The following is a 22,334-nucleotide window of genomic DNA, read 5'->3' as shown; positions in this document are numbered from 1 at the left end:
GCCTTGCTTAGATCTAGTGGAAAACTTCCGTGTTACACCTTAGTGTCTCACCCCGACAGTTCGCCGTGGTGCGGGCTACAGGCTGCGCTTGATTTCCACAACATTGCCGTTAACGTCTCGCTGCTCAATGACTAGACCACCGAGCAACCGTTCCACGGCGGGAACACCGATGAGCGCTGAATCTTCGACCTGGATGTCGTCGTCGCTCGGGACGAACTCTTCAGGCTCTTGGATCGCGGCGCGATCCGGAGCTGCGCTCGGACCGCCCCAACCGCTGGCGGCTTGAGTCGGTGCTGGTGCAGTGGGCGAATCCTTGGCCTGGTTCATCAGCTGCTGGTAGCGGCTCATGCGTTGTCCTGCGGCACTGGCTGCAGGCTCGCTCGGTGCAGCGGCTTGTTCCTGTGGCGTGCCCCAACTCGGGGCTGCTTCTGGAGCCGGTGCGGCGTGAACCGGCGCAGCTTGAACCGGCGCGGGCTGCTGTTGCTGTTCAACCGGCGCCGAGGCAGGCGCAGGAACAACGGCGGGAGCAGTGGTCGGTACGGTAGCTGGTGCCGATGCTACAGGTGACTGCGGCTGTGGCTCCGACTGCGACTGCGGAGCAGCGACAGGTTCTTGAACCTGCGGTGCTGGATCCGGCTCAGGGGTAGTCAAATTCTGGAACGACGCAGTTGTGCTCTGCGGATGCAGCGGCGTGGAAGAGACTGGGCGCGGAATATTGAGCGCTCCGCCCTCAGCTTCACGCGCGCTCATGCCAGCGGTCATGCGTGGTTTAGGCGCGACCGGGGGACCACCAAAACTGCGCGGAGCACTGGACTGTGGAGCAACAACCTCAGCACGCTGCGGCTGTTCGGTTACCACCTGGACAGGTGCTTCCGCTACCGGTTGAGAAGAATAATATGGATCATCCGGGTACGGAGGCTCATCCATAAAAGGCTCGTCGTAAGGCGGCGGAACGTCGTCATAGCTACTGGTGTAGCCATCGGCAGAGCCCGAACGCGGTGCAACTGGTTGCGGTGCCTGTATTGGGGCCGAAGGCGGAGCGCTCGGATCCGGTACAGGAGCAGCGGCCTGCGCACGTGCTGCGGCACGTGCGGCTACCCCAGCGGAAGTTACAGGCTTGTTGAACTTAGTTGGTGCTGGGATTTGCGCCGGGAGTGGCCGGCGCTCACCTTTTGGGGAACCACCACCGCCCGGGTTAGAGCCGCCCTCGGTAAGGACAATCTCTATTGGTGAACCAGCGACCTGGGACACCACACCGGTGATGGTATTCATCAAATCTGGACGATTGCGCAGATTCACAATCGGGCCTGTGTTGCTGAAGGCCAACGTGAGCGTGCGACCATCAAAGCCAGCCACCGAACCATAGGTGGACACCATCGAATGAAGAACTCGCGAACTGCCCTGCAGTTGTTCCAGAATCATCGGCCAAGCCTGCTGGAACTTCTGCACGCCAGAACTTGTAGCCGGTTGCTGCGCCTGTGGAGCAGGTGCTTGCTGTTGCTGGGCTTGCTGTTGAGCTGCGCGTTCGGCAGCTTCACGCTCAGCTTGCTCACGTTGGGCCTGTTCGCGCGATGCAGTTTCTTGAGCTTCACGTTCAGCTTGTGCACGCTGAGCCTGTTCGCGTTGCGCCTGCTGCTCCTGCTGTTGCTGAGCCTGCTGGGCAGCCTGACGCTGCGCATCAATTTGAGCTTGAGAAGGCTGCTCAGTTTCAGCCGGTGCCGCTGGCTGTGTCGGTGCTTGAACCGGCTGCGCTACTGGCGCTTGCGGTGCCTGCGGTTGCTGTTGTGCGGGGGCTGCTGGTTGCTGAGTGCGGTTTGCCGCGGTGCGACGAGCGAATTCGGCCATGGCAGGGTTCTGTTTGACGTCATCAATAGATACACCGGTGCCGAAGGACAAATCTTCGCCACTAGATGGGTCAGGAACCAGACTGAACGGCGCAACACCCTCTGGACGTGCAGCCGGAACACTAGGACCAGGCTGAACTTCAGTGGTGACCGAACGACTATCGTCCTTTGGTCCCCAGGTTGCTCCCCAGTCCGCAGCTTCACCGGTATTCAGCGAATCTGCGCCCGGATCCAATGGTGCATTTGGATCTTCGTTTTCGACCGCTGGTGCCTGCAGCTCGCCCTGAGGTTCGGCAGGCTGTTCCTGCTGAACCGGATGCTGAGCTGGTGCTGGAGCTGACGGCTGCTCTTGGACCTGCGCCACTGGCTGCTGGACCGGCTGAACTGGTTGCGTTGGCTGCTGGACCGGTTGCGCTGGTTGTTCCTCAGGTGCAGCGGGTGCTTCGCTGGCAGCAGGCATTGGAGCGCCTTCACGGCGGGCCTTGGCTGCCGCTAATGCTTCACGTACTGCGGCAGCACCCTGACGGGCGGCTACCGGATTAACTGGCGCGCCCAAGGAAGCAGCAGCTGTCGCTGCATCTCCTTCTTCAAGGGCCGGCAGTGGGCCGCCAGTCATTGCTTGGCGTTCGAGTCGATCCAAACGGGCTGCAAAAGCAGAATCAGAATTCTCTGAACCCGGCAGCATCAGACGAGCTGCCAGCAATTCCAGATGCAGCCGCGGCGAGGTCGCGCCGGTCATCTGGCTCAGAGCCTGATTGGTGACATCGGCCCAGCGCGAAAGCTCGCCAGCGCCAACCAACCCTGCCTGCAGATGCAATGCCTCAAGCTGATCTTCGGGGACTCCACGCAAGATCTTTTCCAGACCTTCAGGCATTGCCTTGGCAATGATCAAGTCACGGAAGCGCTCAAGAATATCTTCAACAAATCGGCGTGGATCCAAGCCAGTCTGGATAATGCGATCGATAGCGCCAAAGAGCCCAGCACCATCAGATTCGTGAAGCGACAGGGTTACTTCATCCAGCAAGGTGGAGTGCGTGTAACCAAGCAACGCAATCGCAGTTTCGTAATCCAGGGTGCCTTCCCGAGCGCCAGCCATCAGCTGGTCCAGAACGGAGAGGGTATCGCGGACTGAACCGCCACCGGCACGAATTACCAAGGGGAGTACACCCTCGGCTACTGCAACGTTTTCGCGTTCGCACAACACCTGCAGGTACGCCAACAGCGCCTCTGGTGGAACCAGACGGAATGGGTAGTGGTGGGTACGCGAACGGATAGTGCCGATAACTTTTTCAGGCTCGGTCGTCGCGAAGATGAACTTGATGTGAGCCGGTGGCTCTTCAACAATTTTCAGAAGCGCGTTGAAACCTGCAGCGGTGACCATATGAGCCTCATCGATGATGAAGATCTTGTAGCGGTCACGGGTAGGAGCAAAAGTTGCACGTTCACGAAGGTCACGAGCATCATCCACACCACCATGGCTGGCAGCGTCAATTTCGATAACGTCTAGGGAGCCCGGGCCACCATTGGCTAGCTCCACACAGCTAGGGCACGTGCCACACGGAACGGGAGTCGGACCCTGTTCACAGTTCAGGCAACGAGCCAAGATGCGTGCCGAGGTGGTTTTGCCGCAACCGCGAGGGCCGGAGAAGAGGTACGCGTGATTCACACGGTTCTTTTCCAGAGCCGTCATCAGGGGAGCGGTAACGTGCTCTTGTCCGATGACGTCGCCAAACGTATCGGGACGATATCTGCGATATAGCGCTGTACTCACACCGGTTCCCTATCGGTTGCGTGATGCTCGGGGCATCAGCTGTTGGACGATATTTTCAGGTTCTACGATCCACGGTTCACGAGGCAAGTTCACCGGATCGAAAGCTTCTAGGGCTGCCTGCAAACTTGTGCTTGGCAAGCCCAACGACTCTAGCAAAATCGCCACAACATCGGCTGGATGTACCCCGTGTTCGGTGATCTCTTCGAGTGTTACTGCACCATCACGCTTGGCTAAGCGCTGGCCTTTGCTATTCAGTGCCAGCGGCACATGAACATAGTCGGGAATTTCGTAGCCCAACAGTGAGGCAAGATAGCCTTGGCGCGGTGCCGAGGAGAGCAAATCATCACCGCGCACTACCTGGTCGATTCCACAGGCAGCGTCATCAACGACTACAGCCAAGTTGTATGCTGGCGCCCCATCGTTACGGACCAAAACAAAGTCATCCACGGTGCCACTGTAGTTACCTGCGAACTGGTCATGAACAGAAAATTCGTTCACTTCAGCGCGCAGGCGCAGGGCTGCGGGACGGATTTTCGCCTTAGCTTCGCGTTCACTATCGCTCAGGTTTCGGCAGGTGCCCGGATAAGCCCCGGGTGCGGCATGCGGTGCACTGCCAGCTTCGGCAATGTCCTTGCGTGAACAGAAGCATGGATAAACGAGATCTCGTTGTTTGAGCTGCTCAATGGCTGCAAAGTAAATCGGGAAGCGCTCTGACTGACGCAGGAGGGGACCAGCAAAATTCAGTCCCAAAGCTTCAAGTTCAGAAATTTGGGTGGCTTCGGCACCGGAACGAACTCGGTCCAAGTCTTCAACGCGCAGTAGAAATTCGCGTTGTGTTGAGCGGGCAAAAAGCCAAGCGAGAATAGCAGTGCGTAAATTGCCAAGGTGGAGTGGCCCAGAAGGGCTAGGGGCGAAACGGCCAGCGCCCACGTGGACTCCATTCGACTTGCGTGAAAAAGTAAAGACCCCTCATGCACCTGCCAGAGCCTATCTACCCTTGCTACCTTCCGGTCCTGGGGGAGTTCAACAGGATGACACCACACGAGGGGTCACCCAAAATACTACCCGAGACTCGTGCCTGATAAAAATCGGTGAGCGTGCGCTTGCTCTCAGCTTTCAAGTGCAATGAAGAGCGCAGATTAAACGCATCTCAACTAGGTTGTTTTCACCCTGTTTCTTGATCTGGCGGATCAATCCAACCTAATACTCGGCGTACCCGATCGGTCAGTTGCATGGGAGGAAGCATCGGGGTCTGGTCCTTTTCAAAATCGAAATTCTGCACATTGGTGACACTGCCTGGCAGCTCAATGCAGATCACCCCGTGCGGAGAACGCCAATTCACCGAACCATCAGCCAAGTATGTGGCTTGCCAGCCCAAAGCGTGTTTAAACATCTGGTGCCGCTTGCACAGCAGATGGGTGTTGGTCCTAGAGGTATGTCCACCGGCAGCCCATGCCTCAATATGATCTATTTCTGAAGTCTCGGCTGGCCGATTACAGCCAGGGAACCGGCAACAGATGTCCCGGTTGCGCAAGAAGTCCCGCAAGGCCTTTGAAGGACGATACTTTTCTCGCCCAACATCAATCACAGCGCCGGACCACGGATCGGTGAGTACCTTCATGAATGACGGGGCGTCCTGAGCAATGCGCAGCGCGGTCCCAATAGGTATTGGTCCGTAGCCTTCTAAATCTGCCAGTGCACGCTTCGGGTTGGCCAACATCTCCAGTGCGGGGATCGTCACGGCGACTCGTGCCTTCAACGGCGTTCCCGGCGCGGCAGGCCAACCGTCGATCAGGGCATCACAAATAATGTCCAGTCTTCGTTGCTGTTCGGTTCGTTCATCATCCGGGTCATCATGCTGCGAGGCGTGCCAGTTGACGGTGTTGATGATGCTCAAGGCCTTTTCTGCAGGGACGTGCAACTGTAGCGTCGACATTCCATTGGGCTCATGCCAGTAGATGACCTTGCGGTCCTGGACGCCCTTTTTGTGGCGCTCTTCAATGGGTTGAGGATGTAACCGTTCATGAATTTTTCGTGCCCTATGAGCCACTGCCGAATCAGCTGCGGTTCGCGCGATAGGCAAAAGCGTCTGTTGCATGTAGCGCACGTCTGCTGGTTCAAGATCTTGAGACTGCTTAACGATTTCCTGCGCGGTCCTGGTGGTGATCTCACCACAACTGAGTTCTTCAAGAGTCTCCGGGCATAAATGTCGCAGACCTTCAGCGATAAATAATCGATCTCTAATGTTGGCTTCGGATGCACGTATGGCTATGGACGCCTCGGCAACGAAGGAAGAACGCACTATCGCCTCATCGGAGGGATTCACGCTGTAGTACGCGGTGGCTTGCTCTTGAAATGGGTCTGGTGACGAATCAATGAGCGGCTCTTGGGTGCCTTGAGCAGATGCTGACTTCACGGCATGTTCAAACGAGTCAGCTAAGACGGCGGCTTCTGCAGCATCAAGCATGCTGCGTAATCGCGACATAGTCTTCAAGGCATCCAAACCTTGGGCCGCTGAAGAAACCGGCGGTTGTTCATAGAGCTGCCGGGCGGTGGCCGCAATTTGCGTGAAGAGATTATCTTGATCTAGATGCGCTGCCCACCGGCCGAAATCACCCGGAGTTGTCCGCGTTCCGGGAGGGCTAATGTGCAGGCGCCGAGGATCATCGGTGCTGTGAAATACCTCTCTTTTGCTCATAAATAGCAGTATCAATGCTTCTGTGGGTTGCAAAACGGGAAAGTTCCGAGCTGGGCATAACCCATAAAATCACCGGATTTCAGGGGAATGCGCCTTGGTTTCTTCGGGCGGATACGATGGGAGAGTGCCCGATTCGTTATTGGGCGAGAATTTAGATATGCTGGACTCTGCTCCACGGAGCAAACTGAGGAGGATTCGCCTAGCGGCCTATGGCGCACGCCTGGAACGCGTGTTGGGTTAACGCCCTCAGGGGTTCAAATCCCCTATCCTCCGCCAAATTTAATGTCCTGATTCATCATGAAAATGATGAATCAGGACATTATTTTTTTGCCTATCAAGATCCCGTGAGCAGTTCCCGGTAGGATCCGAGACATCTATCAATCGATGAATGACTCGACGAGGCAGTAATCATGGCAAGCGTTTTGAGTGAGATTTCCATTGACTGCGCTAACCCGGTGCTCTTGGCTCGCTTCTGGAGTGAAGCGCTAGATTATCGAGTCTTTGAAGAAGAAGTCGGGCTGATCAGCATTGGTCCACAATCGCAAGAAGTGTTTCCCGTGATCTTGACCTTCGCTCAAGTCCCGGAAGCAAAAACCATCAAGAATCGATTGCACCTAGATGTGAGCCCGCGCGAGCTTGGTCAGCAACAGGAAGTTGACCGGTTGCTGTCCCTAGGTGCTTCCTACGCCGATGTTGGTCAAGACGTAGACGTGAGCTGGGTAGTTCTCGCTGATCCTGTAGGTAATGAGTTTTGCGTGCTCGCCGGCAAGGATTATGTAGCAATAAAAAAGACCTGTTGATCTCAACTTCGAAAATCAATTTCGAGCTGAGACCAACAGGTCTTGTCTGTCTTTGCCCAGAATCAGGGTAGAGAGGAAGAATTAGGCGCTTTTCTTGGCCTTGGCAATCTCCGGGTAGTGGATGGCCGCGGTCTGTGGGTGAGCACGCAACCAACCCTTAAGGACGTTGGCCCCGTAGGAAGCCAACATTGGGTTCTGCGGATCATCAGAAACACCACGGGCGTCTGCAGCTAGTTCTGCTGGCAACTCGACCTTGTCGATGACTGCATCTAGACGTGGTGAGTAGAAGAAAGGAACCGAGTAACGGTCAACACCCGCTGGTGGTGCAATGACGCGGTGGATGGTTGCCATCAGGTAACCGTCGGTAGCAACCTCAAGCATCTCGCCGAGGTTCACCACCAAGGCTCCTGGAGTTGGTGGAACTTCGATCCACTCTTCTTGACCATATGGCTGGACCTGCAGTCCGCCGACCTGATCCTGAAGTAGCAGGGTGACAAAACCGTAGTCTGCGTGCAGGCCAACACCCTGGTTGCCCGATTCAGGAACTACATCGCCGGAAACGTAGTGAACCAACTTGCCCATCCATGATGGGGTGTTGGCGAACGGTTCGTCGAAGTGATCTTCGGACAGGCCTAGACCTACTGCGATGGCCGACAGTAGTTCATGTCCGGTTTTGTTCATCAGCTCTGCCCAGGCCATGGCGCGGTTTTCGAGCTGCGGGAAATCTTCTGGGAACTGGTTAGGGCCCTGCAGGTTCAAGTAAGGCTTGTCCTGGGGAACAACGGCCAAGGCATCACGCTCTGGTCCATAATCAATCTGCTCACGGGCGTCGGCACGACCACGGGTGATTTCGGTGCCCATGCGGGTGTAGCCGCGGAACTGTGCGCTGTTGCGGTTATCTAGCTTGATCTTCTGCTCTACAGGCTTGTTGAAGAATTCAGCGATGGTGTCCAACAGCTCCTGATCTTGACCATTTTGGGAGCTGTAGCCAACGATTTGGAAGAATCCAACACGATGGGCCGCATCGCGAAGTGCAGCGACGAAATCTTCGTTGAAGCTTCCGTCTGCGTTACGCGAGGTAGAGATGTCGAGGAGTGGGATCTCGGTGACTACGTTTTTCATAACTCCAGCGTGCACCTTATGACGCGACTGTTACCAGCTAAAGTTACGCCCGGTTCCCTCAAGTTTCTTGCGCTGTAACATTGCTTGCAAAGCGCCTGGGAGAGGAAGATAATTCGCCCTCACGCACTTAGTGCAAGTGGCGAAACCCTTGAATCTTCAGGGAAAATCGCGTGGAGTCGGCAAATCCGTCACCAGCTTTCAACAGCATAGGGTCCGCATGCGGATTGCCGCGCATGGGTTACGCGGTAATGTAACGGTCTCCCGAGCGCCGGTTTGGAAGCTGTGACGAACTTGAAACTCGGATGTTTACCAAGAAAACTTGCTTAAGCGCACATCACTAACGCGTAAGTTCTTTCCAGCGATTCAAACACTCAGATCGTATGCTTAATGGGTGATATTTCGAGCAGTAGGCGATGGCCGTCCGTACCCAGAACACGGGTTGGTTTCTTCGCGCGATTGGAGCGAAATCCCACCACAGCAGGTGAAGTTGGATCAGTTGGTCACGACTAAGTCGACTCTGGATCTTGAAACCTTGCTGTCTGAAGATTCCACCTTCTACGGGGATCTGTTTTCACACGTGGTCCGGTATGAGGGCGTCTTGTATCTTGAAGACGGGGTGCACCGTGCATTACGTTCTGCGTTACATCACCGTTCCGTAATACACGCCCGGATATTGGATTTGGACGTCAATTAGATAAGCTATCGCCACGAGGATAACGAAGCTGTTCTCCTCAGCTAGTTACAGCCGAAGGGTTGCCGGAAGCTAGGTGGGAAGATGCGTAAAAGTGAAGACCCGGATCAATGGCACGGGGCACACATCGTTAATGGGCAAGATTTGAGCTTCAGCTCAGATCACAAAGCGAAAAAGTCTGCGCGCAGACGACAGAATATTGTCTTTATGGCGATGGCGGTACTAGTTCTTGCAGTGACCGTTGGAGCGCTACTCATCGCCACTGGAAACTGGAAACCGGGCGCGAAACCCACCGTCGCGAACGAAGTAACGCCAAGTCCCACAAAAATTGAAAACACCAAGTGTCCTGAAGTGAACTTCTCCTATCAGGACCCCGCGAGTTTCCGTATCCGGGTTTTGAACACCACTGAAATTTCCGGCCTGGCCGGAGATACAGCCAAGTCCTTGGAAGACCGTGGCTTCAAGATTTCTTCGCTAACGTCTGGCTGGAATTCGCTGTCAAACACGGTTGGAGCAGTCATCGCCGGACCTGATGGATACGCTCAAGCCTTTACCGTACAACGACAGGTGCCAGGAACGGTCTTCATCTTTGACGAAGACAAATGGGGCAGCAACGTAGACCTGGCGCTCGGTGAAAAATTCGAAAGCCTGCAAAAGGACCGCAAATTGGATACTTCTGCAGGCAAACTCGTCTGCGAATAGTCGGAGGTACTGATCCGACCATCGGTGTCTACTAGGCGTTAACCTTCTCTGCGTAAACCTCGGTTAGTGCGTTAGCAAATACCTCGGCTGGTTGTGCACCGGAGATGCCGTATTTACCGTCAAGAACGAAAAACGGAACTCCCGTGACACCGATCTGCTGGGCTTGGGAGATGTCCGCCTTGACGTCCTCAGCGAAGGCGCCAGCTTCAAGCTGCGTCGCTAACTCCTTGGTATCGAGCCCCAATGATTCGGCAATTTCAAGCAACGTCGGGGTATCGCCGGTGTTCAGGCCCTTTTCGAAATGTGCAGAGAGCAATGCTTCCTTCATCTCGTTGCCTGCGCCATGCTGCTTTGCGTATTCCAGTACACGCAAAGCGGTGAACGAGTTTGCAACCTTTAGGTTGTCAAAGTCGTACTTCAACCCCTCGGAAGCTGCCTGAGCGGTCACATGTTCGAGCATCTGCTGAACCTGGGACTGGTCTATGCCCTTCATTGCTGAAAGATACTGAGCTTCGCTACCTTCATAGTTATCGGGCAGGGAAGGATCTAACTGATAAGCGTGCCAGAACACGTCAACATTCTCCGAGTATTCAAAAGCTTCAACGCCATGCTCAAAACGACGCTTACCAATGAAGCACCAAGGGCAGGCGATGTCGGAGAAGATATCTACCCGCAGGCGCTTAGATTCAAGAGGCTGATTGCCAGTATTTTCAGTCATGCTTGACTCAACAACTTTTATGCCGATTGCATTCCACTATCCCTTTGTACTGAGTACGACCTAGAGCTGGAATAATAGAGAAGGCCTAGCGCCTCAGCAACGAGGCGAACACCGAAAACAAAGAAAGCAGTGCACGTGGCAAAGAATCTTCGCTGGCGAGCTATCCTCTTCGCAGGAACCATCACCGCCATGGCAGGATTTGTCGACGGTGTCGGCTTTGTGCACTTTGGTGGCTACTTCCTATCGTTCATGTCCGGTAACTCCACCCGCTCTTCGGCCGCACTGATGACCGGGGATAACACCGGTTGGATTAACGCCATGTCGCTTGTGGCTAGCTTTGTTATCGGCGTAGTTATTGCAACGTTGATTACCGCTCCACTGGCAGCTCTACGCAGGCCCGTAGCCATGTATTTCAGTGCCGCGTTACTTCTGACTGCCGCAGCAACCGGTTCGGCTTTCCCACATGCCACGGCCTTGTTATTGGCTGGTGCGATGGGCGTGGTGAATGTTTCCTATACCCGTTCCGGGGAAGTGTCACTCGGTCTGACCTATATGACTGGCACCTTGGTGAAATTAGGCCAAGCGCTCGGCGGAGCGATCCTTGGGCTGTTGACCGGTTCCAATCAAGGAACTATTCGGCTGTTATGGCTGCGCTATGCGGTGCTGTGGGTAATGATCACCATCGGCTCCCTTGGCGGAGTGCTGGCCTACCTAAACCTCGGTTTAGCCAGTTTGTGGATCGTGGGACTGAGCATGTTGCTGTGGGCGTCTCTGGCGCTGTTCCAAGAATTGCGCTCCGTTGCAGATCCTCTTTCAATCGCAGAACGCACCGGGGATAGACGCCGAGTCGACTAGATTCCTGCTTAAAAACAGTGGCACCCAGCTTCACGATGAAGCCGGGTGCCATATTGCAAGCGCCGGTTATTAGCCCAGCAGCGAGTCGCTATCTTGTTTGCTTGAATCGGTAGGGCGCAGCAACACCTTGTAGAGCACACCCAGCAAGATCAACCAGACGACGCCGGTGTACAAGGCCACGCGGGTTTCCGCGCTCAGTGCTAGCAGTACTACAACAAAGACCATGAAGATCATCGCTGCCCAGGCTGCGATGGTTCCGCCCGGTACTGCGTACTCGCGAGCTACCGAATTATCGCGCCCAGCCTTCGCTTCTTTGCGGCGCATGGCTAGGTAGGAAGCCAAGATCATGATCCAAACCCACACGGTCGCGAAGGTGGCGATCGAGGCGATAATCGTGAACAGCGCTTCAGGCAACAGGGCGTTGAGCACCACGCCAACCAGCAACACAATAGCCATGACTATCACCGACATCCACGGCACGCCGTTGCGTGAAACCCGGCCGAAGGACTTCGGTGCATGGCCCGCCAGAGACATGGCGTAGAGCATGCGTCCAGCGCCAAAGGTATCGGCATTAATGGCTGAAATGGCTGCGGTGATAACCACGGCGTTGAGTACGTGTGCAGCTGCCGGCAATCCCAGTCCGTCAAAAATTTGCACAAATGGCGAGGCGGAGCCGTCAATCTGGCGCCAATCAAAGAGCATCATCACTACAGCCAGGGAAGCTACGTAGAAGAGCAAGATACGCCATGGCACAGTGTTGATGGCCTCTGGAACAGACTTCGAAGGATCATCAGCTTCGCCGGCGGTAATACCGATGGTTTCGATGCCGCCAAAGGCAAACATCACCACGGCGAAGGACAATAGCAGGCCCATAAAGCCGTTGGGGAACAGCGTGCCGGCACTCATGAGCGTGGCAAAGCCAGTAGCGGTATCGGTGTCTGGGGCGTTAAAGCCGAAGATGATCAGGGCAACACCGCCAACGATCATGGCGATAATCGCCGTAACCTTCACAATGGCCAACCAGAATTCGGTTTCGCCAAAGACCTTAACCTTCATCAGGTTAATGGTGGCGATCAGCAGCACCACCACCAGAACCCAGATCCACTGCGGTACCTGCGGGAACCAGAAGCCCATATAGATGCCAAAAGCGGTCACATCGGCGATGGCCACAATGGCCATTTCAAAGCTGAAGGTCCAGCCAGTGACAAAGCCTGCAAAGTTGCCCAAGTAGCGCGAAGCGTAGTGTGCGAAGGATCCGGAAACCGGATGCTTCACGGCCATCTCACCCATGGCGCGCATAACGATGAAGACGGCTGCGCCGCCAATCATGTACGCAAAAAGTACGGCGGGGCCGGCAGCCTGGATAGCGGAGGAGGAGCCATAAAATAGGCCCGTTCCGATCGCTGAGCCCAGGGCCATGAAGCGGATGTGGCGGGCCGTGAGCCCGCGGGCAAGTGAGGCCTTGATATCGGTCACGATAGTATTGCTCGGATCCTATTGGGGTGCATTCGATCTGGGCCTGAAAGCGTTCAAAAACAGAAATCAGCCGAGAAAATCCTATGTGTTCACAAGGCTTTGGTGTGTAGAACGTGGCACAGATCAATCGTGAGCTTGACCACCAGCGGTTGCCCGGTAGCACCATTGAGGTGGGAGAATGGGCTTATGAAACTTGGATTCGTCCGCCACGGACAGACGCAATGGAACCTTGAAGGCCGACTGCAAGGCTCCAGTGATATTCCGCTGAACGACACCGGACGGACCCAAGCAAGCGAAGCAGTGAGCGTACTCGCCGGCGGTAACTGGGACGTTATCGTTTCCTCCCCGCTATCCCGAGCACGGGAAACCGCGCAAATTATCGCCGACGGTCTGGGCCTGGAACTTGGTCCTAGCTACGACCTGCTGATCGAACGCGACTACGCGCAGGGTGAAGGCATGGTGGAGGCCGAAGCGCTTGAACTGTGGCCAGATAAGCTCGGTGGCGGCATTGAACCACTGGACTCCGTCGTTGACCGGGGCCTGCGCGCAATCAATCAGATCGCGGCAGACTACCCGGGCAAAAATGTTGCCATCATCTGCCACGGCACCATCATTCGCTACACGCTCTCGCACCTAGCCGGCTACAAGCTGGATACCATCCGCAATGGCTCGGTAGCCATTGTGGGCCAGGACCAGACTGGGGCCTGGGAGCTGGAACTGGTCAACGACGCAGTTCCAGAAAAGTTGGTCCGCTAGTTATCCAGTACTTCGTTGCCTTCGGGTAATACCGCGCGGATGCAGGAGGTCAACTGTGAATCACGTTGTCTTGTTTTCAGGGCGGCAAGCCACGAGCCGAGGCTACGGTAGGCGGCAGCACGCACCGTTGGTGTGGACAAAAAGATGTCATGTAGGGCTCCGGGAAGGCGCACAATATGTAGTTCTCGTCCTAGGTTCAGGCTGCGCTGCGCCACCGTTTGGACGTTGAGAGCGACATCGGCACGGGTGGCCGTGTCATTCCAACGGGGCAGTAAGTAGTTATGGGCTGAGAGCATCACCAAGGTAGGCATCTGTAGGTCTAACCCCTTTTTCACCTTGGCCTGGGCGGAAAATACTGCAGAGATGAAACCGGTGGTGAGTTTAAACCCGTTGGCCGGACGCCACTCAAGGTCATAATCCCACTCGCCAGCAAATTGGCTGGAGACGGTACGGGTATAAAACCCGGGATCAATGGTGGGCAAAAAACGGTGGGGGTTTCGGGTAGTGGCAGGTTGAATCATCCGGGCCAGGGCGGTGCGTCCAAACTCGCTGGCCTGAAATTCCAGCCAGGGGCTGTTGAGCGCCAACGCATCTACCTTGTGAGGATTGGCGCTGGCATAGAGGCAAGCGCTCAACCCACCGGTGGAATGTGCCAGCAGGACAAAGCGGGTGCCCGGGTGGGCACTGGAAATGATCCGGTGCGCAACATCAAACTCTTCAAAATATTCTTCGAGGTCGGTGGTGAACCCCGGGCTGGTTTTTGCATGCAGACCATGAGCCTGGTCGGCGGCGAGGTTGCGTCCGTAATGGCGCAGGTCCAGTGCATAAAAATCTGCGCCGGCTTCGCTGAGGAATTCAGCCAACTCTTTTTGGAAAAAATAGTCAGACCAGCCATGTACGTAGAGCACCGCAATTCCACGCAATGGTGGGGAGAAACGTAGCCGTTGCTTCTTCTTGGGCTTGTGCCTAACTAGCGTCGCAGTAGAACCATCAACCAGTGGCAGTTGGCGCGCAGAAAAGTTCTCGCCCAGTACATCGGGTTGCCAAAGATCCTCGGCTGGATTCTTGAACTGGAAGGCCATGGCTACAGCCTAACCAGTGCACACAAAAAACGGCATCCGCCCGCTGGACTGGTTACCAACGGATGAATGCCGCTTTTCGTGGCCGATCTTGAGGACGACTGGTGACAATCGGCCGGGTATTAGTAGCTACTTAGCCTGCCATTTCCAGCGTGCGAGCTGGAGCATCAAGGTAGCGCAGGTAAGCGTTCTTGGTCAGGAAGGTTGGGAAGTCATCACGCAAGGCGCAAGCTTCAAAGATTTCCAAAGCTTCCTCAAAACGGTCTCCTTCAAACCGCTCCAAGTGATCCATGGTCTCTTCGGCCAGATCCTGTACCCAACGACGGGTGATGATTTCGCCTTCATCGGTGATGGCTGACTGGTGGATCCACTGCCACAGCTGGGATCGTGAAATCTCAGCGGTAGCTGCATCTTCCATCAGGTTACGTAGGGCCACTGCGCCATTGCCGCGCAACCAGGACTCGATGTAACGGATACCGATTTCGATATTGTCGCGAATACCGCGCTCGGTGATCCTGCCACTCACACTCTGAATGTTCAGCAGTGCCGAATCCGAGACCTCAACATCTTCACGGGTGCGCTGCAACTGATTCGGTTTTTCGCCGAGCACTTCGTCGTACACCTCGCGGGCTACCGACACCAGATCTGGGTGAGCCACCCAGGAACCGTCAAAACCATCGGCAGCTTCGCGAGCCTTGTCCTCACGCACCTTGCCAAAAGCGATCTCGTTGATCGAAGCATCCTTGCGGTTTGGAACAAAGGCGCTCATCCCGCCGATTGCGGTGGCACCGCGTCGGTGGCAAGCACGAACCAACTGCTCGGTGTAAGCCCGCATGAACGGTGCGCTCATGGTTACCGTGTCACGGTCAGGGAAAACAAAGCGTGGTCCGCGGGAACGGAAGTTCTTGATGATCGAGAAGATGTAGTCCCAACGACCTGCGTTCAGCCCCGAAGAGTGTTCACGCAGTTCATAAAGGATCTCTTCCATCTCAAAGGCAGCGGTGATGGTCTCAATGAGAACCGTGGCGCGAATGGTGCCGCGCTTGATGCCCATCAGGTCCTGAGCCATGTTGAAGACGTCGTTCCACAAACGTGCTTCCAGATGGTTTTCCAGCTTTGGCAGGTAGTAGTACGGTCCACGACCTGCAGCTAGCAAGCGGTGTGCGTTGTGGAAGAAGTGCAGTCCGAAGTCCACCAGGGCACCGGACATTGGGGTACCGGCAACCAGCAGGTGCTTTTCTGGAAGGTGCCAGCCACGAGGACGAACCACAATGGTGGGCAGTTCGCGCAGCTCGGTGTGGTTCAGCTTGTACTCGCGGCCATCTGGTGCGGTGAAGTCCAGTTCCTTATCCAGGATGCGGATCAGGTTTACCTGATTTTTGATCACGTTCTGCCAGGTGGGCGAGCAAGCATCTTCCATGTCAGCCAGCCATACGTTGGCGCCGGAGTTCAAAGCATTGATGGCCATCTTGCGCTCGATTGGACCGGTGATTTCTACGCGGCGATCTTCCAGCCCCGGAGCAATCGGAGCAACCTGCCATGAATCATCGTCGCGAATTGAGCGGGTCTCGTCCAAGAACTTTGGATCGCGTCCGTTGGCAATGCGTGCCCGGTTGACCTGGCGACGCTGCATCAGTTCGGCACGGCGGGTTTCAAAAGCACTGTGCAGGGATGACAGGAAGTCCAAGGCATCGCTGGAGAGGATTTGTTCCTGATGGCGAACTGGGATAGCGGTGATGGTGATGTTGTTCAAGGTGATGGGGGAGTTCATGGCAGCGTCCTTAAAAATCAAAAATGGTGGTGGTGCTAGCCGGCGACCTTGCCGGCTAGCACCATCGACCCATTAGGGTCTAATGGAATTGGCCTTCTTCGGTGGATCCCACCAGGGCCAGGGTGGAGGCGTTCGGGTTCAGCGCCGTGGAGATTGCGTCGAAGTAGCCGGTGCCAACTTCGCGCTGGTGCTTGGTGGCGGTGTAGCCGGCAGACTCGGAAGCAAATTCGCGTTCCTGCAGTTCGACGTAGGCGCTCATGCCGTCCTTTGCGTAACCCTGGGCGAGATCGAACATTGAGTGGTTCAATGCGTGGAAACCAGCCAGGGTGATGAACTGGAAGCTGAAGCCCATGGCACCAAGTTCACGCTGGAACTTAGCGATGGTGGCATCGTCAAGGTGCTTCTTCCAGTTGAACGAAGGTGAGCAGTTGTAGGCGAGCATCTGATCCGGGAAGTCCTTCTTGACCGACTCAGCGAACTTGCGGGCCAGCTCCAAGTCCGGGGTTCCGGTCTCCATCCAGATCAAATCCGAATACGGTGCGTAGGCCTTGGCTCTGGCGATGCAAGGCTCGATGCCGTTGGTGACCTTGTAGAAGCCTTCCGGAGTGCGCTCGCCGGTGATGAACTGCTGATCTCGTTCATCAACATCCGAGGTGATCAGGGTTGCTGCTTCTGCGTCGGTACGGGCAATCACCACCGAGGGTGTGCCAGCCACGTCGGCGGCCAGGCGGGCCGCGTTCAGGGTGCGGATATGTTGTTGAGTTGGAATCAGCACCTTGCCGCCGAGGTGGCCGCACTTCTTTTCGCTGGCCAGCTGGTCTTCCCAGTGAACGCCTGAGGCGCCGGCCGCAATCATTGATTTCATCAGTTCGTAGGCGTTCAGTGGACCGCCAAATCCGGCTTCTGCGTCAGCGACGATTGGGACCATCCAGTCTTCAACGCTGTGAATGCCTTCGGAGAATTCAATCTGGTCGGCACGCTGTAGTGCGTTGTTGATGCGACGAACCACTTGTGGGACCGAGTTTGCTGGGTAGAGCGACTGGTCTGGGTAGGTCTGGCCTGAAAGGTTGGCGTCTGCTGCAACCTGCCAGCCTGAAAGATAGATGGCTCGGAGTCCGGCTTTGACCTGCTGTACTGCTTGGTTGCCGGTCAGTGCGCCCAGTGCGTTGGTGTAGCCACCGGTTGGGGTTTCCTCGGTGAGCTGCTTCCACAACTTCTGCGAACCACGCTTAGCCAGGGTGTGCTCTTCTTGAACTCGTCCCTGCAGCTTTACAACGTCAGCGGCAGTGTAATCACGAGTGACATTGTTCCAGCGGGGGTTGTTCTCCCAGTCAGTCTCGATAGCTGCGATGCGGTTGTCGATCGAGGTTTCGTTGGTGTTCTCGGTAGTCATTACCTTGGCTCCTTTGCGCAAGTTCCGGGTTCATGTTGATCGGTAGATGATCTTGTGAACTTCTTCGTGAGAACTACTTTTCCTCAAGCGCAAGGGTTGAAATAGGGGTTTTCTACTTTAAGATCTTCACTTCTTCTCAAATATGAAAGATTTACGCTTCTTTGGTCAAAAGTATCCCAAAGCGCAAAAAATCGGCCAGACCTAGTGGTCTGGCCGAGAAGAAGTATGAAATTTTAGAATGTCTCGCGTGATGACGAGCGTGCAGATAACCGAAACCCTCTGTTGAGGGGTGCACTGTGCCGGCCCTCTACGGGAAAGGACGTGCGCTTTTAGGCAAGGTCGAAAGAAACAACCGCCATGACACCGCGACCGGAAATGCGTGGCTCTTGAACGTCCGAACCTGCCACGGTGTCGCGAAGATTAACGGGCAGCTGATCTTCGCCGAGTAGCAAGGTGGCTGAGCCTTGGAGCAGGATGCCTAGCTGTCCATCAAAGAGGTACTGCTCGCGCTTTTTGGACAGCTCGACGATTCTCACCGTAGGGCGAACCTTCTGCGGATCGGCGGCAACATAAACGGTGAGTAGTTCTTCGGTAGGCTGGCTGGCTCCAACCGGTGCTTCGGTGGTGAACTTCAGTGGACGCAACGGTTCTAGACCGTGCTGCTCTCCATCAACATCCAACTCAACGAAGTCTCCAGCGATCAAGGTAATAACTTGGGCTGGGAGAGTGGCAGTGAAAGAAGCTTCCTTCTCAATGGAGCGAATGGAAACTTGCCAGGACGCTTCAGCTTCACCGCCTCGCTGCAAGGTGCCGTCATCGGCCAGAGTGCCTGCGGCGATAAGTCGGACTTGGCCCAGTTCCCACTGCTTCTTGGTGCTCTTGGAAAGCTCAAGAATGGTTCCGGGTGCGTAGGTAGCCTGTGCTTCGCTCATGAGTCGAGTCTACTTGCCTGCGATCATGCGTAACTGATCAACCAATAGCGTCGTCGGCTTTGATGCATCAAGTACCAACCAGTCGTTGAGTTCGGCCAAACGAAGGTATTCGGTTCGTGCTGCCTGAAGGTATTCCACGGATTCTTCGTCTTCATCTCGCGCATTGATGCGTTGTGAGGCGAGGTAAGGATCAACGTCCAGAAGAATGACGGTGGTTCCCTCGGCGCTTTTCTTCGCAAGCCACGGCAAGAGGATCCCCGGCTTGTGGCCGCGAACGTGGCGTAGCACCAACTGGCAATACAAGTGGCGGTCCATCACCGTGAGGCCCGGAGCTTGTGCGGCGGTGAGGGAGTTTCGGGCAACGTTGAAGAGTCGAAACGTTGTCTCGATTAATTCCTGAGCAAGGTGTGGCACCGGGATGCCGGAGGTTCGCGAAAAGTTATTAAGCCAGCGGCGCCCCGCAACATTAGCGAGTTTGCGTGCCGGGATCTGCTCATTATTTAGTTCTTGCACCAGAGCGGTGATGACGGTGCTCTTACCTGCGCCGTCGATACCCATCACGACAAAAGTCTGTGGTGGATCGTGGGCGGAGTTTTTCGCGGATAGTACTTTTTCGACAATGGCTGTCATGGCTCTCCTCGTAGTTCACTATTGATATTTTCAACGAGTGGCAGGGGTGCAAGATTCCGGTGTAGCGCTGTGCATTTGTTGTGAGTGACGAGGCTTAGAGGCAATCGGAAGAATTGAAAATATTTCCTTGGTTGCGCTCCGCAAGACCGGAGTAATGGATCTTTTCTCTCGGACTTCTGGAAAAGTTGAGCGTTCTTCGCCTAGTCTAGGTATGTGACTGCAACCACATGGAACCGCGCAAAGAAGCCGGAAAATAGCAACGGACCCGGAGAAGCTCCGGAGATGGACGCCATTGCTCTGGGACGAAGGATACGTTTCCTTCGCAAAAGTAAGCAGATGACTTTGGACGATATATCGGCCGTGGTTGATACTGCGCCGAGCCAGCTTTCACTGATTGAAAATGGCAAGCGCGAACCAAAACTTTCTTTGCTCAAGTCGCTGGCCGGGGCCCTCGACGTCGGAGTTGATGACCTGTTGGGCACCGAGCCTCCTTCACGTAGAGCGGCCCTGGAAATCGAGTTGGAGCGCGCTCAACGTGGACCGCTATACGAGTCACTAGGTTTACCCACCGTACGTGTGGGTACGCGCCTTCCCATGGACGTGCTCGAATCATTGGTTGGACTTCAGCATGAACTTGAACGCCGACTGAACGACCAGGCAGCGACTCCGGAAGAAGCCCGCCGAGCCAATACGGCATTGCGTCACGAGATGCGAGGTCGCAATAACTACTACAAAGAAATTGAGCAAGAAGCTTCCAAGGTTCTTTCGGCGGTAGGCCACGATGCTGGTCCGCTGTCTCATCACCGTGCAGCAGACATTGCTGAACATCTTGGCTTCAGTCTGCGCTTTGTAGGCAACTTGCCTCACTCCACACGTTCGGTGACCGATCTGAAGAACATGCGTATCTACCTGACTCAGGCCAATCGCACCGATCATGATCCGCGGTCAGTTCTCTTGCAGGCCTTAGGGCATCATGTCCTGGGACATAAAACACCGACGGATTACTCTGACTTTCTGTCCCAGCGTGTGGCCACAAACTACTTTGCCGCAGCATTGATGATGCCGGAGAAATCGACTGTTGATTACCTGCGTCGTGCAAAGAACAATCGTGAGCTGGCCATCGAGGACCTGCGCGATGCGTTTGCGGTGTCCTACGAATCGGCTGCTCACCGATTCACCAATCTTGCTACCGAACACTTGGGTATGACTTGCCACTTCCAGAAGGTGCACGAGTCAGGAATCCTGCACAAAGCTTATGAAAACGACCGCGTGAATTTCCCTGCGGATCATACGGGCGCCATCGAGGGACAGAGCATCTGCCGTTATTGGACCAGCCGAGTGGTCTTTGAACAGATGGACAAGTTTCGGTCTTTTGAGCAGTACACGGATACGGTCAATGGCACTTACTGGTGCTCGGCACGCACCGAACGGCACTCCTCAGGGCTGTATTCGCTATCAATCGGTGTCCCGTTTGAGCACGTGAAATGGTTCCGCGGTCGTGACACCAAAGAGCGTTGTCAGTCCACCTGCCCGGACGAAAATTGTTGTCGCCGCCCACCGGCAGATCTTTCTGACCGCTGGTTTGGCAACGCGTGGCCAGCCACTCGTGCCAACACGCACTTGCTAGCTGCAATGCCGACTGGTGCCTTCCCTGGTGTGGATGAAACAGAGGTTTATAGCTTCTTGCAACGTCAGCAATACTGATCCTGTGGAAATTTCTCAGATGTTCATGCCGGTGCGCCGGGTGGAAGCTATCGACCCTCAGGCTCTAGAGGGAAATCAGCAATGGCCTTTTGTTCTTCCTCCGGTGCGTCAGCTTCTTCATGATGGTCTGGACCTAGGGCAGGTCACGATTCTTGTCGGCGAAAACGGTACAGGAAAGTCGACACTCGTTGAAGCATTGGCCATGGTCTATGGAATGAATGCTGAAGGTGGCTCCACGGGTGCTATGAACACAACGCGAGCCAGCGAATCGGAGCTATGGCAACAGCTAAAGCTTCAGCGCGGTGCGGCAGCTTCGCGCAAAGGATTCTTTCTGCGTGCTGAAACCATGCACAGTTTCTATACCTATCTTGAAGAATCGCGATTCAAAACAAGGTTGCACGAGCGAAGCCATGGCGAGTCCTTCCTTGATCTTGTAGAAGAGAGAATTCCCTATATCCAAGGACTATGGATCTTGGATGAGCCGGAATCAGCACTGTCTTTGGCAGGTTGTCTGCGGCTCATGAAGCTGCTTCGAACCATCCTTGATTCCGGGTCTCAGATAGTCATCTCAACTCACTCACCAATGCTTGCGGCGTTCCCAGGCGCGCGAATCTTGGAAGTCGGTGTGTGGGGATTGCGTGAGAGTGAATATGAGCAACTAGATCTTGTGCGTGGATGGCAAGAGTTTTTTGATGACCCGCAAAGTTGCTGGCGTTAAGGCGCGGTCTATAGAGCGTGCTTGGAAATGAAGTCCACAGTTGCACCGGCCAACCAAGCGCCATCCTGTGCCACCGTTCGTTGTGAACGCGCCACCTTGAATGAATGATTGCCGCCTTCGAACCAGGCCAGTTCCGTCGACTTATTTAGCTTCGCAACAACTGCTTCCATCTTTTCCGGGTTGGCAAACGGATCCTTGGTGCCTTCCAAAAACAGCATCGGAACTGCTAAGGGGTAGAGGTGCTCGTCGCGAAGCTTATCTTCCTTTTTAGGTGCGTGCAATGGGTAACCCAAGAAGATCAGAGCGTTCGACGGCATACCTTCGGCGACAGCCAATGAGGCCATACGTCCACCAAATGACTTGCCGGCAACAACCACTGGCAGACCGCCGGCTAAATGATCTTCAACCCATGAACGCACTTGATGCCAGACAGCGATGGCGGTAGGTGCCTTGTCTGGGAATTTCTTTCCTGCGTCCATATACGGGAAATTGAAACGCAGTACGCTGACGTCGAGATCAGCGACTGCTTGAGCGAACCCAGTCATGAACTCGTGGTCCTTGCCCGCACCAGAACCATGGGCCAAAATCATCAGGGCTTTAGCCTTCGATGCCGGCATCCACAGTGCGCTCAGCACAGAATCGTTAAAAGGAATCGACAGTTCTTGCGTCATAGA

At 55.3% G+C, this 22,334-nt stretch carries 19 protein-coding genes, 1 tRNA gene and 1 other RNA gene; 8 read left to right on the top strand and 13 right to left on the bottom strand.

Annotation, left to right across the window (positions count from 1 at the left end; translation table 11 throughout):
- Positions 1–75: 75 nt before the first annotated feature.
- The 4 genes from EYR88_RS14795 to EYR88_RS14780 all read right to left on the bottom strand — a co-directional run bounded on the left by EYR88_RS14795 (position 76) and on the right by EYR88_RS14780 (position 6,313).
- Complete coding sequence (locus EYR88_RS14795; RefSeq protein WP_131090530.1) at positions 76–3,615, bottom strand: DNA polymerase III subunit gamma and tau; 3,540 nt, start codon at positions 3,613–3,615, stop codon at positions 76–78.
- Between the two features lie 9 nt (positions 3,616–3,624).
- On the bottom strand, positions 3,625–4,545 hold the full coding sequence (gluQRS, locus tag EYR88_RS14790) for a tRNA glutamyl-Q(34) synthetase GluQRS (protein WP_131090529.1): 921 nt from the start codon (positions 4,543–4,545) through the stop codon (positions 3,625–3,627).
- A 27-nt stretch (positions 4,546–4,572) separates the two neighbouring features.
- Positions 4,573–4,669, bottom strand: an RNA gene (gene ffs / locus EYR88_RS14785) — signal recognition particle sRNA small type.
- Between the two features lie 111 nt (positions 4,670–4,780).
- The gene (locus tag EYR88_RS14780) at positions 4,781–6,313 is read right to left on the bottom strand and encodes an HNH endonuclease signature motif containing protein (protein WP_131090528.1); all 1,533 of its coding nucleotides are present in this window, start codon (positions 6,311–6,313) and stop codon (positions 4,781–4,783) included.
- Between the two features lie 188 nt (positions 6,314–6,501).
- Here EYR88_RS14780 and EYR88_RS14775 point away from each other — a divergent pair.
- Together EYR88_RS14775 and EYR88_RS14770 are read left to right on the top strand one after the other, a co-directional pair.
- Positions 6,502–6,589, top strand: a tRNA-Ser gene (locus tag EYR88_RS14775).
- A 134-nt stretch (positions 6,590–6,723) separates the two neighbouring features.
- Entirely contained in the window at positions 6,724–7,113 is a 390-nt protein-coding gene (locus EYR88_RS14770; protein ID WP_131090527.1) for a VOC family protein, read from the top strand.
- Between the two features lie 81 nt (positions 7,114–7,194).
- On the opposite strand, the gene EYR88_RS14765 is transcribed toward EYR88_RS14770, so the two are convergent.
- Positions 7,195–8,235 (bottom strand): 2-oxoglutarate and iron-dependent oxygenase domain-containing protein, encoded by a 1,041-nt coding sequence (locus tag EYR88_RS14765; protein WP_131090526.1) that lies wholly within the window; start codon positions 8,233–8,235, stop codon positions 7,195–7,197.
- Between the two features lie 391 nt (positions 8,236–8,626).
- Here EYR88_RS14765 and EYR88_RS14760 point away from each other — a divergent pair, with 391 nt between their 5' ends.
- Both EYR88_RS14760 and EYR88_RS14755 read left to right on the top strand, forming a co-directional pair.
- On the top strand, positions 8,627–8,929 hold the full coding sequence (locus tag EYR88_RS14760) for a type II toxin-antitoxin system VapB family antitoxin (protein ID WP_131090525.1): 303 nt from the start codon (positions 8,627–8,629) through the stop codon (positions 8,927–8,929).
- Positions 8,930–9,010: 81 nt separating this feature from the next.
- Positions 9,011–9,628: a LytR C-terminal domain-containing protein gene (locus EYR88_RS14755; RefSeq protein WP_131090524.1), complete on the top strand. Its 618-nt coding sequence runs from the start codon at positions 9,011–9,013 to the stop codon at positions 9,626–9,628.
- A gap of 31 nt (positions 9,629–9,659) precedes the next feature.
- Here the strand turns inward: EYR88_RS14755 and EYR88_RS14750 are convergent, their stop codons facing one another.
- Positions 9,660–10,346 (bottom strand): DsbA family oxidoreductase, encoded by a 687-nt coding sequence (locus EYR88_RS14750; RefSeq protein WP_131090523.1) that lies wholly within the window; start codon positions 10,344–10,346, stop codon positions 9,660–9,662.
- 135 nt (positions 10,347–10,481) lie between these two features.
- Between EYR88_RS14750 and EYR88_RS14745 the strand changes: the two genes are divergently transcribed.
- The gene (locus EYR88_RS14745; RefSeq protein ID WP_131090522.1) at positions 10,482–11,201 is read left to right on the top strand and encodes a YoaK family protein; all 720 of its coding nucleotides are present in this window, start codon (positions 10,482–10,484) and stop codon (positions 11,199–11,201) included.
- 69 nt (positions 11,202–11,270) lie between these two features.
- Here EYR88_RS14745 and EYR88_RS14740 read toward each other — a convergent pair whose 3' ends face one another.
- A complete protein-coding gene (locus EYR88_RS14740; RefSeq protein ID WP_131090685.1) occupies positions 11,271–12,620 on the bottom strand; it encodes an amino acid permease in 1,350 nt (449 codons plus the stop codon).
- A gap of 243 nt (positions 12,621–12,863) precedes the next feature.
- Here EYR88_RS14740 and EYR88_RS14735 point away from each other — a divergent pair, with 243 nt between their 5' ends.
- Complete coding sequence (locus tag EYR88_RS14735) at positions 12,864–13,433, top strand: histidine phosphatase family protein (RefSeq protein WP_131090521.1); 570 nt, start codon at positions 12,864–12,866, stop codon at positions 13,431–13,433.
- Here the strand turns inward: EYR88_RS14735 and EYR88_RS14730 are convergent.
- From EYR88_RS14730 to EYR88_RS14710, 5 genes are all read right to left on the bottom strand, one after another.
- Positions 13,430–14,515, bottom strand: a complete 1,086-nt coding sequence (locus EYR88_RS14730) for an alpha/beta hydrolase (protein WP_131090520.1) — start codon at positions 14,513–14,515, stop codon at positions 13,430–13,432. The genes EYR88_RS14735 and EYR88_RS14730 overlap by 4 nt on opposite strands.
- Before the next feature lie 130 nt (positions 14,516–14,645).
- Entirely contained in the window at positions 14,646–16,283 is a 1,638-nt protein-coding gene (gene aceB / locus EYR88_RS14725; protein ID WP_131090519.1) for a malate synthase A, read from the bottom strand.
- A 79-nt stretch (positions 16,284–16,362) separates the two neighbouring features.
- Positions 16,363–17,676 (bottom strand): isocitrate lyase, encoded by a 1,314-nt coding sequence (aceA, locus tag EYR88_RS14720; RefSeq protein WP_131090518.1) that lies wholly within the window; start codon positions 17,674–17,676, stop codon positions 16,363–16,365.
- 329 nt (positions 17,677–18,005) lie between these two features.
- The gene (locus tag EYR88_RS14715; protein ID WP_131090517.1) at positions 18,006–18,608 is read right to left on the bottom strand and encodes a HutD family protein; all 603 of its coding nucleotides are present in this window, start codon (positions 18,606–18,608) and stop codon (positions 18,006–18,008) included.
- A 9-nt stretch (positions 18,609–18,617) separates the two neighbouring features.
- Positions 18,618–19,238 (bottom strand): AAA family ATPase, encoded by a 621-nt coding sequence (locus EYR88_RS14710; protein ID WP_131090516.1) that lies wholly within the window; start codon positions 19,236–19,238, stop codon positions 18,618–18,620.
- Positions 19,239–19,520: 282 nt separating this feature from the next.
- Between EYR88_RS14710 and EYR88_RS14705 the strand changes: the two genes are divergently transcribed.
- Positions 19,521–20,942 (top strand): helix-turn-helix transcriptional regulator, encoded by a 1,422-nt coding sequence (locus tag EYR88_RS14705; RefSeq protein WP_242632622.1) that lies wholly within the window; start codon positions 19,521–19,523, stop codon positions 20,940–20,942.
- A 4-nt stretch (positions 20,943–20,946) separates the two neighbouring features.
- On the top strand, positions 20,947–21,660 hold the full coding sequence (locus tag EYR88_RS14700) for an ATP-binding cassette domain-containing protein (RefSeq protein ID WP_315973741.1): 714 nt from the start codon (positions 20,947–20,949) through the stop codon (positions 21,658–21,660).
- Positions 21,661–21,668: 8 nt separating this feature from the next.
- Here the strand turns inward: EYR88_RS14700 and EYR88_RS14695 are convergent, their stop codons facing one another.
- A complete protein-coding gene (locus EYR88_RS14695; RefSeq protein WP_131090514.1) occupies positions 21,669–22,331 on the bottom strand; it encodes an alpha/beta family hydrolase in 663 nt (220 codons plus the stop codon).
- Positions 22,332–22,334: the final 3 nt, after the last annotated feature.

The organism is Arthrobacter sp. S41 (genome assembly GCF_004320535.1).
Lineage (GTDB): Bacteria > Actinomycetota > Actinomycetes > Actinomycetales > Micrococcaceae > Glutamicibacter.
The sequence above is the reverse complement of the archived record's forward strand: the minus strand, read 5'-3'. Positions and strand labels throughout refer to the sequence as shown.

Coding starts and splice junctions, on each gene's coding strand:
- EYR88_RS14705 (WP_242632622.1), top strand. CDS start 19,521: ATGGACGCCATTGCTCTGGGACGAAGGATACGTTTCCTTCGCAAAAGT.
- EYR88_RS14780 (WP_131090528.1), bottom strand. CDS start 6,313: ATGAGCAAAAGAGAGGTATTTCACAGCACCGATGATCCTCGGCGCCTG.
- EYR88_RS14740 (WP_131090685.1), bottom strand. CDS start 12,620: ATGGCCCTGGGCTCAGCGATCGGAACGGGCCTATTTTATGGCTCCTCC.
- EYR88_RS14695 (WP_131090514.1), bottom strand. CDS start 22,331: ATGACGCAAGAACTGTCGATTCCTTTTAACGATTCTGTGCTGAGCGCA.
- EYR88_RS14715 (WP_131090517.1), bottom strand. CDS start 18,608: ATGAGCGAAGCACAGGCTACCTACGCACCCGGAACCATTCTTGAGCTT.
- EYR88_RS14750 (WP_131090523.1), bottom strand. CDS start 10,346: ATGACTGAAAATACTGGCAATCAGCCTCTTGAATCTAAGCGCCTGCGG.
- EYR88_RS14765 (WP_131090526.1), bottom strand. CDS start 8,235: ATGAAAAACGTAGTCACCGAGATCCCACTCCTCGACATCTCTACCTCG.
- aceA (WP_131090518.1), bottom strand. CDS start 17,676: ATGACTACCGAGAACACCAACGAAACCTCGATCGACAACCGCATCGCA.
- EYR88_RS14730 (WP_131090520.1), bottom strand. CDS start 14,515: ATGGCCTTCCAGTTCAAGAATCCAGCCGAGGATCTTTGGCAACCCGAT.
- EYR88_RS14735 (WP_131090521.1), top strand. CDS start 12,864: ATGAAACTTGGATTCGTCCGCCACGGACAGACGCAATGGAACCTTGAA.
- EYR88_RS14755 (WP_131090524.1), top strand. CDS start 9,011: ATGCGTAAAAGTGAAGACCCGGATCAATGGCACGGGGCACACATCGTT.
- aceB (WP_131090519.1), bottom strand. CDS start 16,283: ATGAACTCCCCCATCACCTTGAACAACATCACCATCACCGCTATCCCA.
- EYR88_RS14770 (WP_131090527.1), top strand. CDS start 6,724: ATGGCAAGCGTTTTGAGTGAGATTTCCATTGACTGCGCTAACCCGGTG.
- EYR88_RS14710 (WP_131090516.1), bottom strand. CDS start 19,238: ATGACAGCCATTGTCGAAAAAGTACTATCCGCGAAAAACTCCGCCCAC.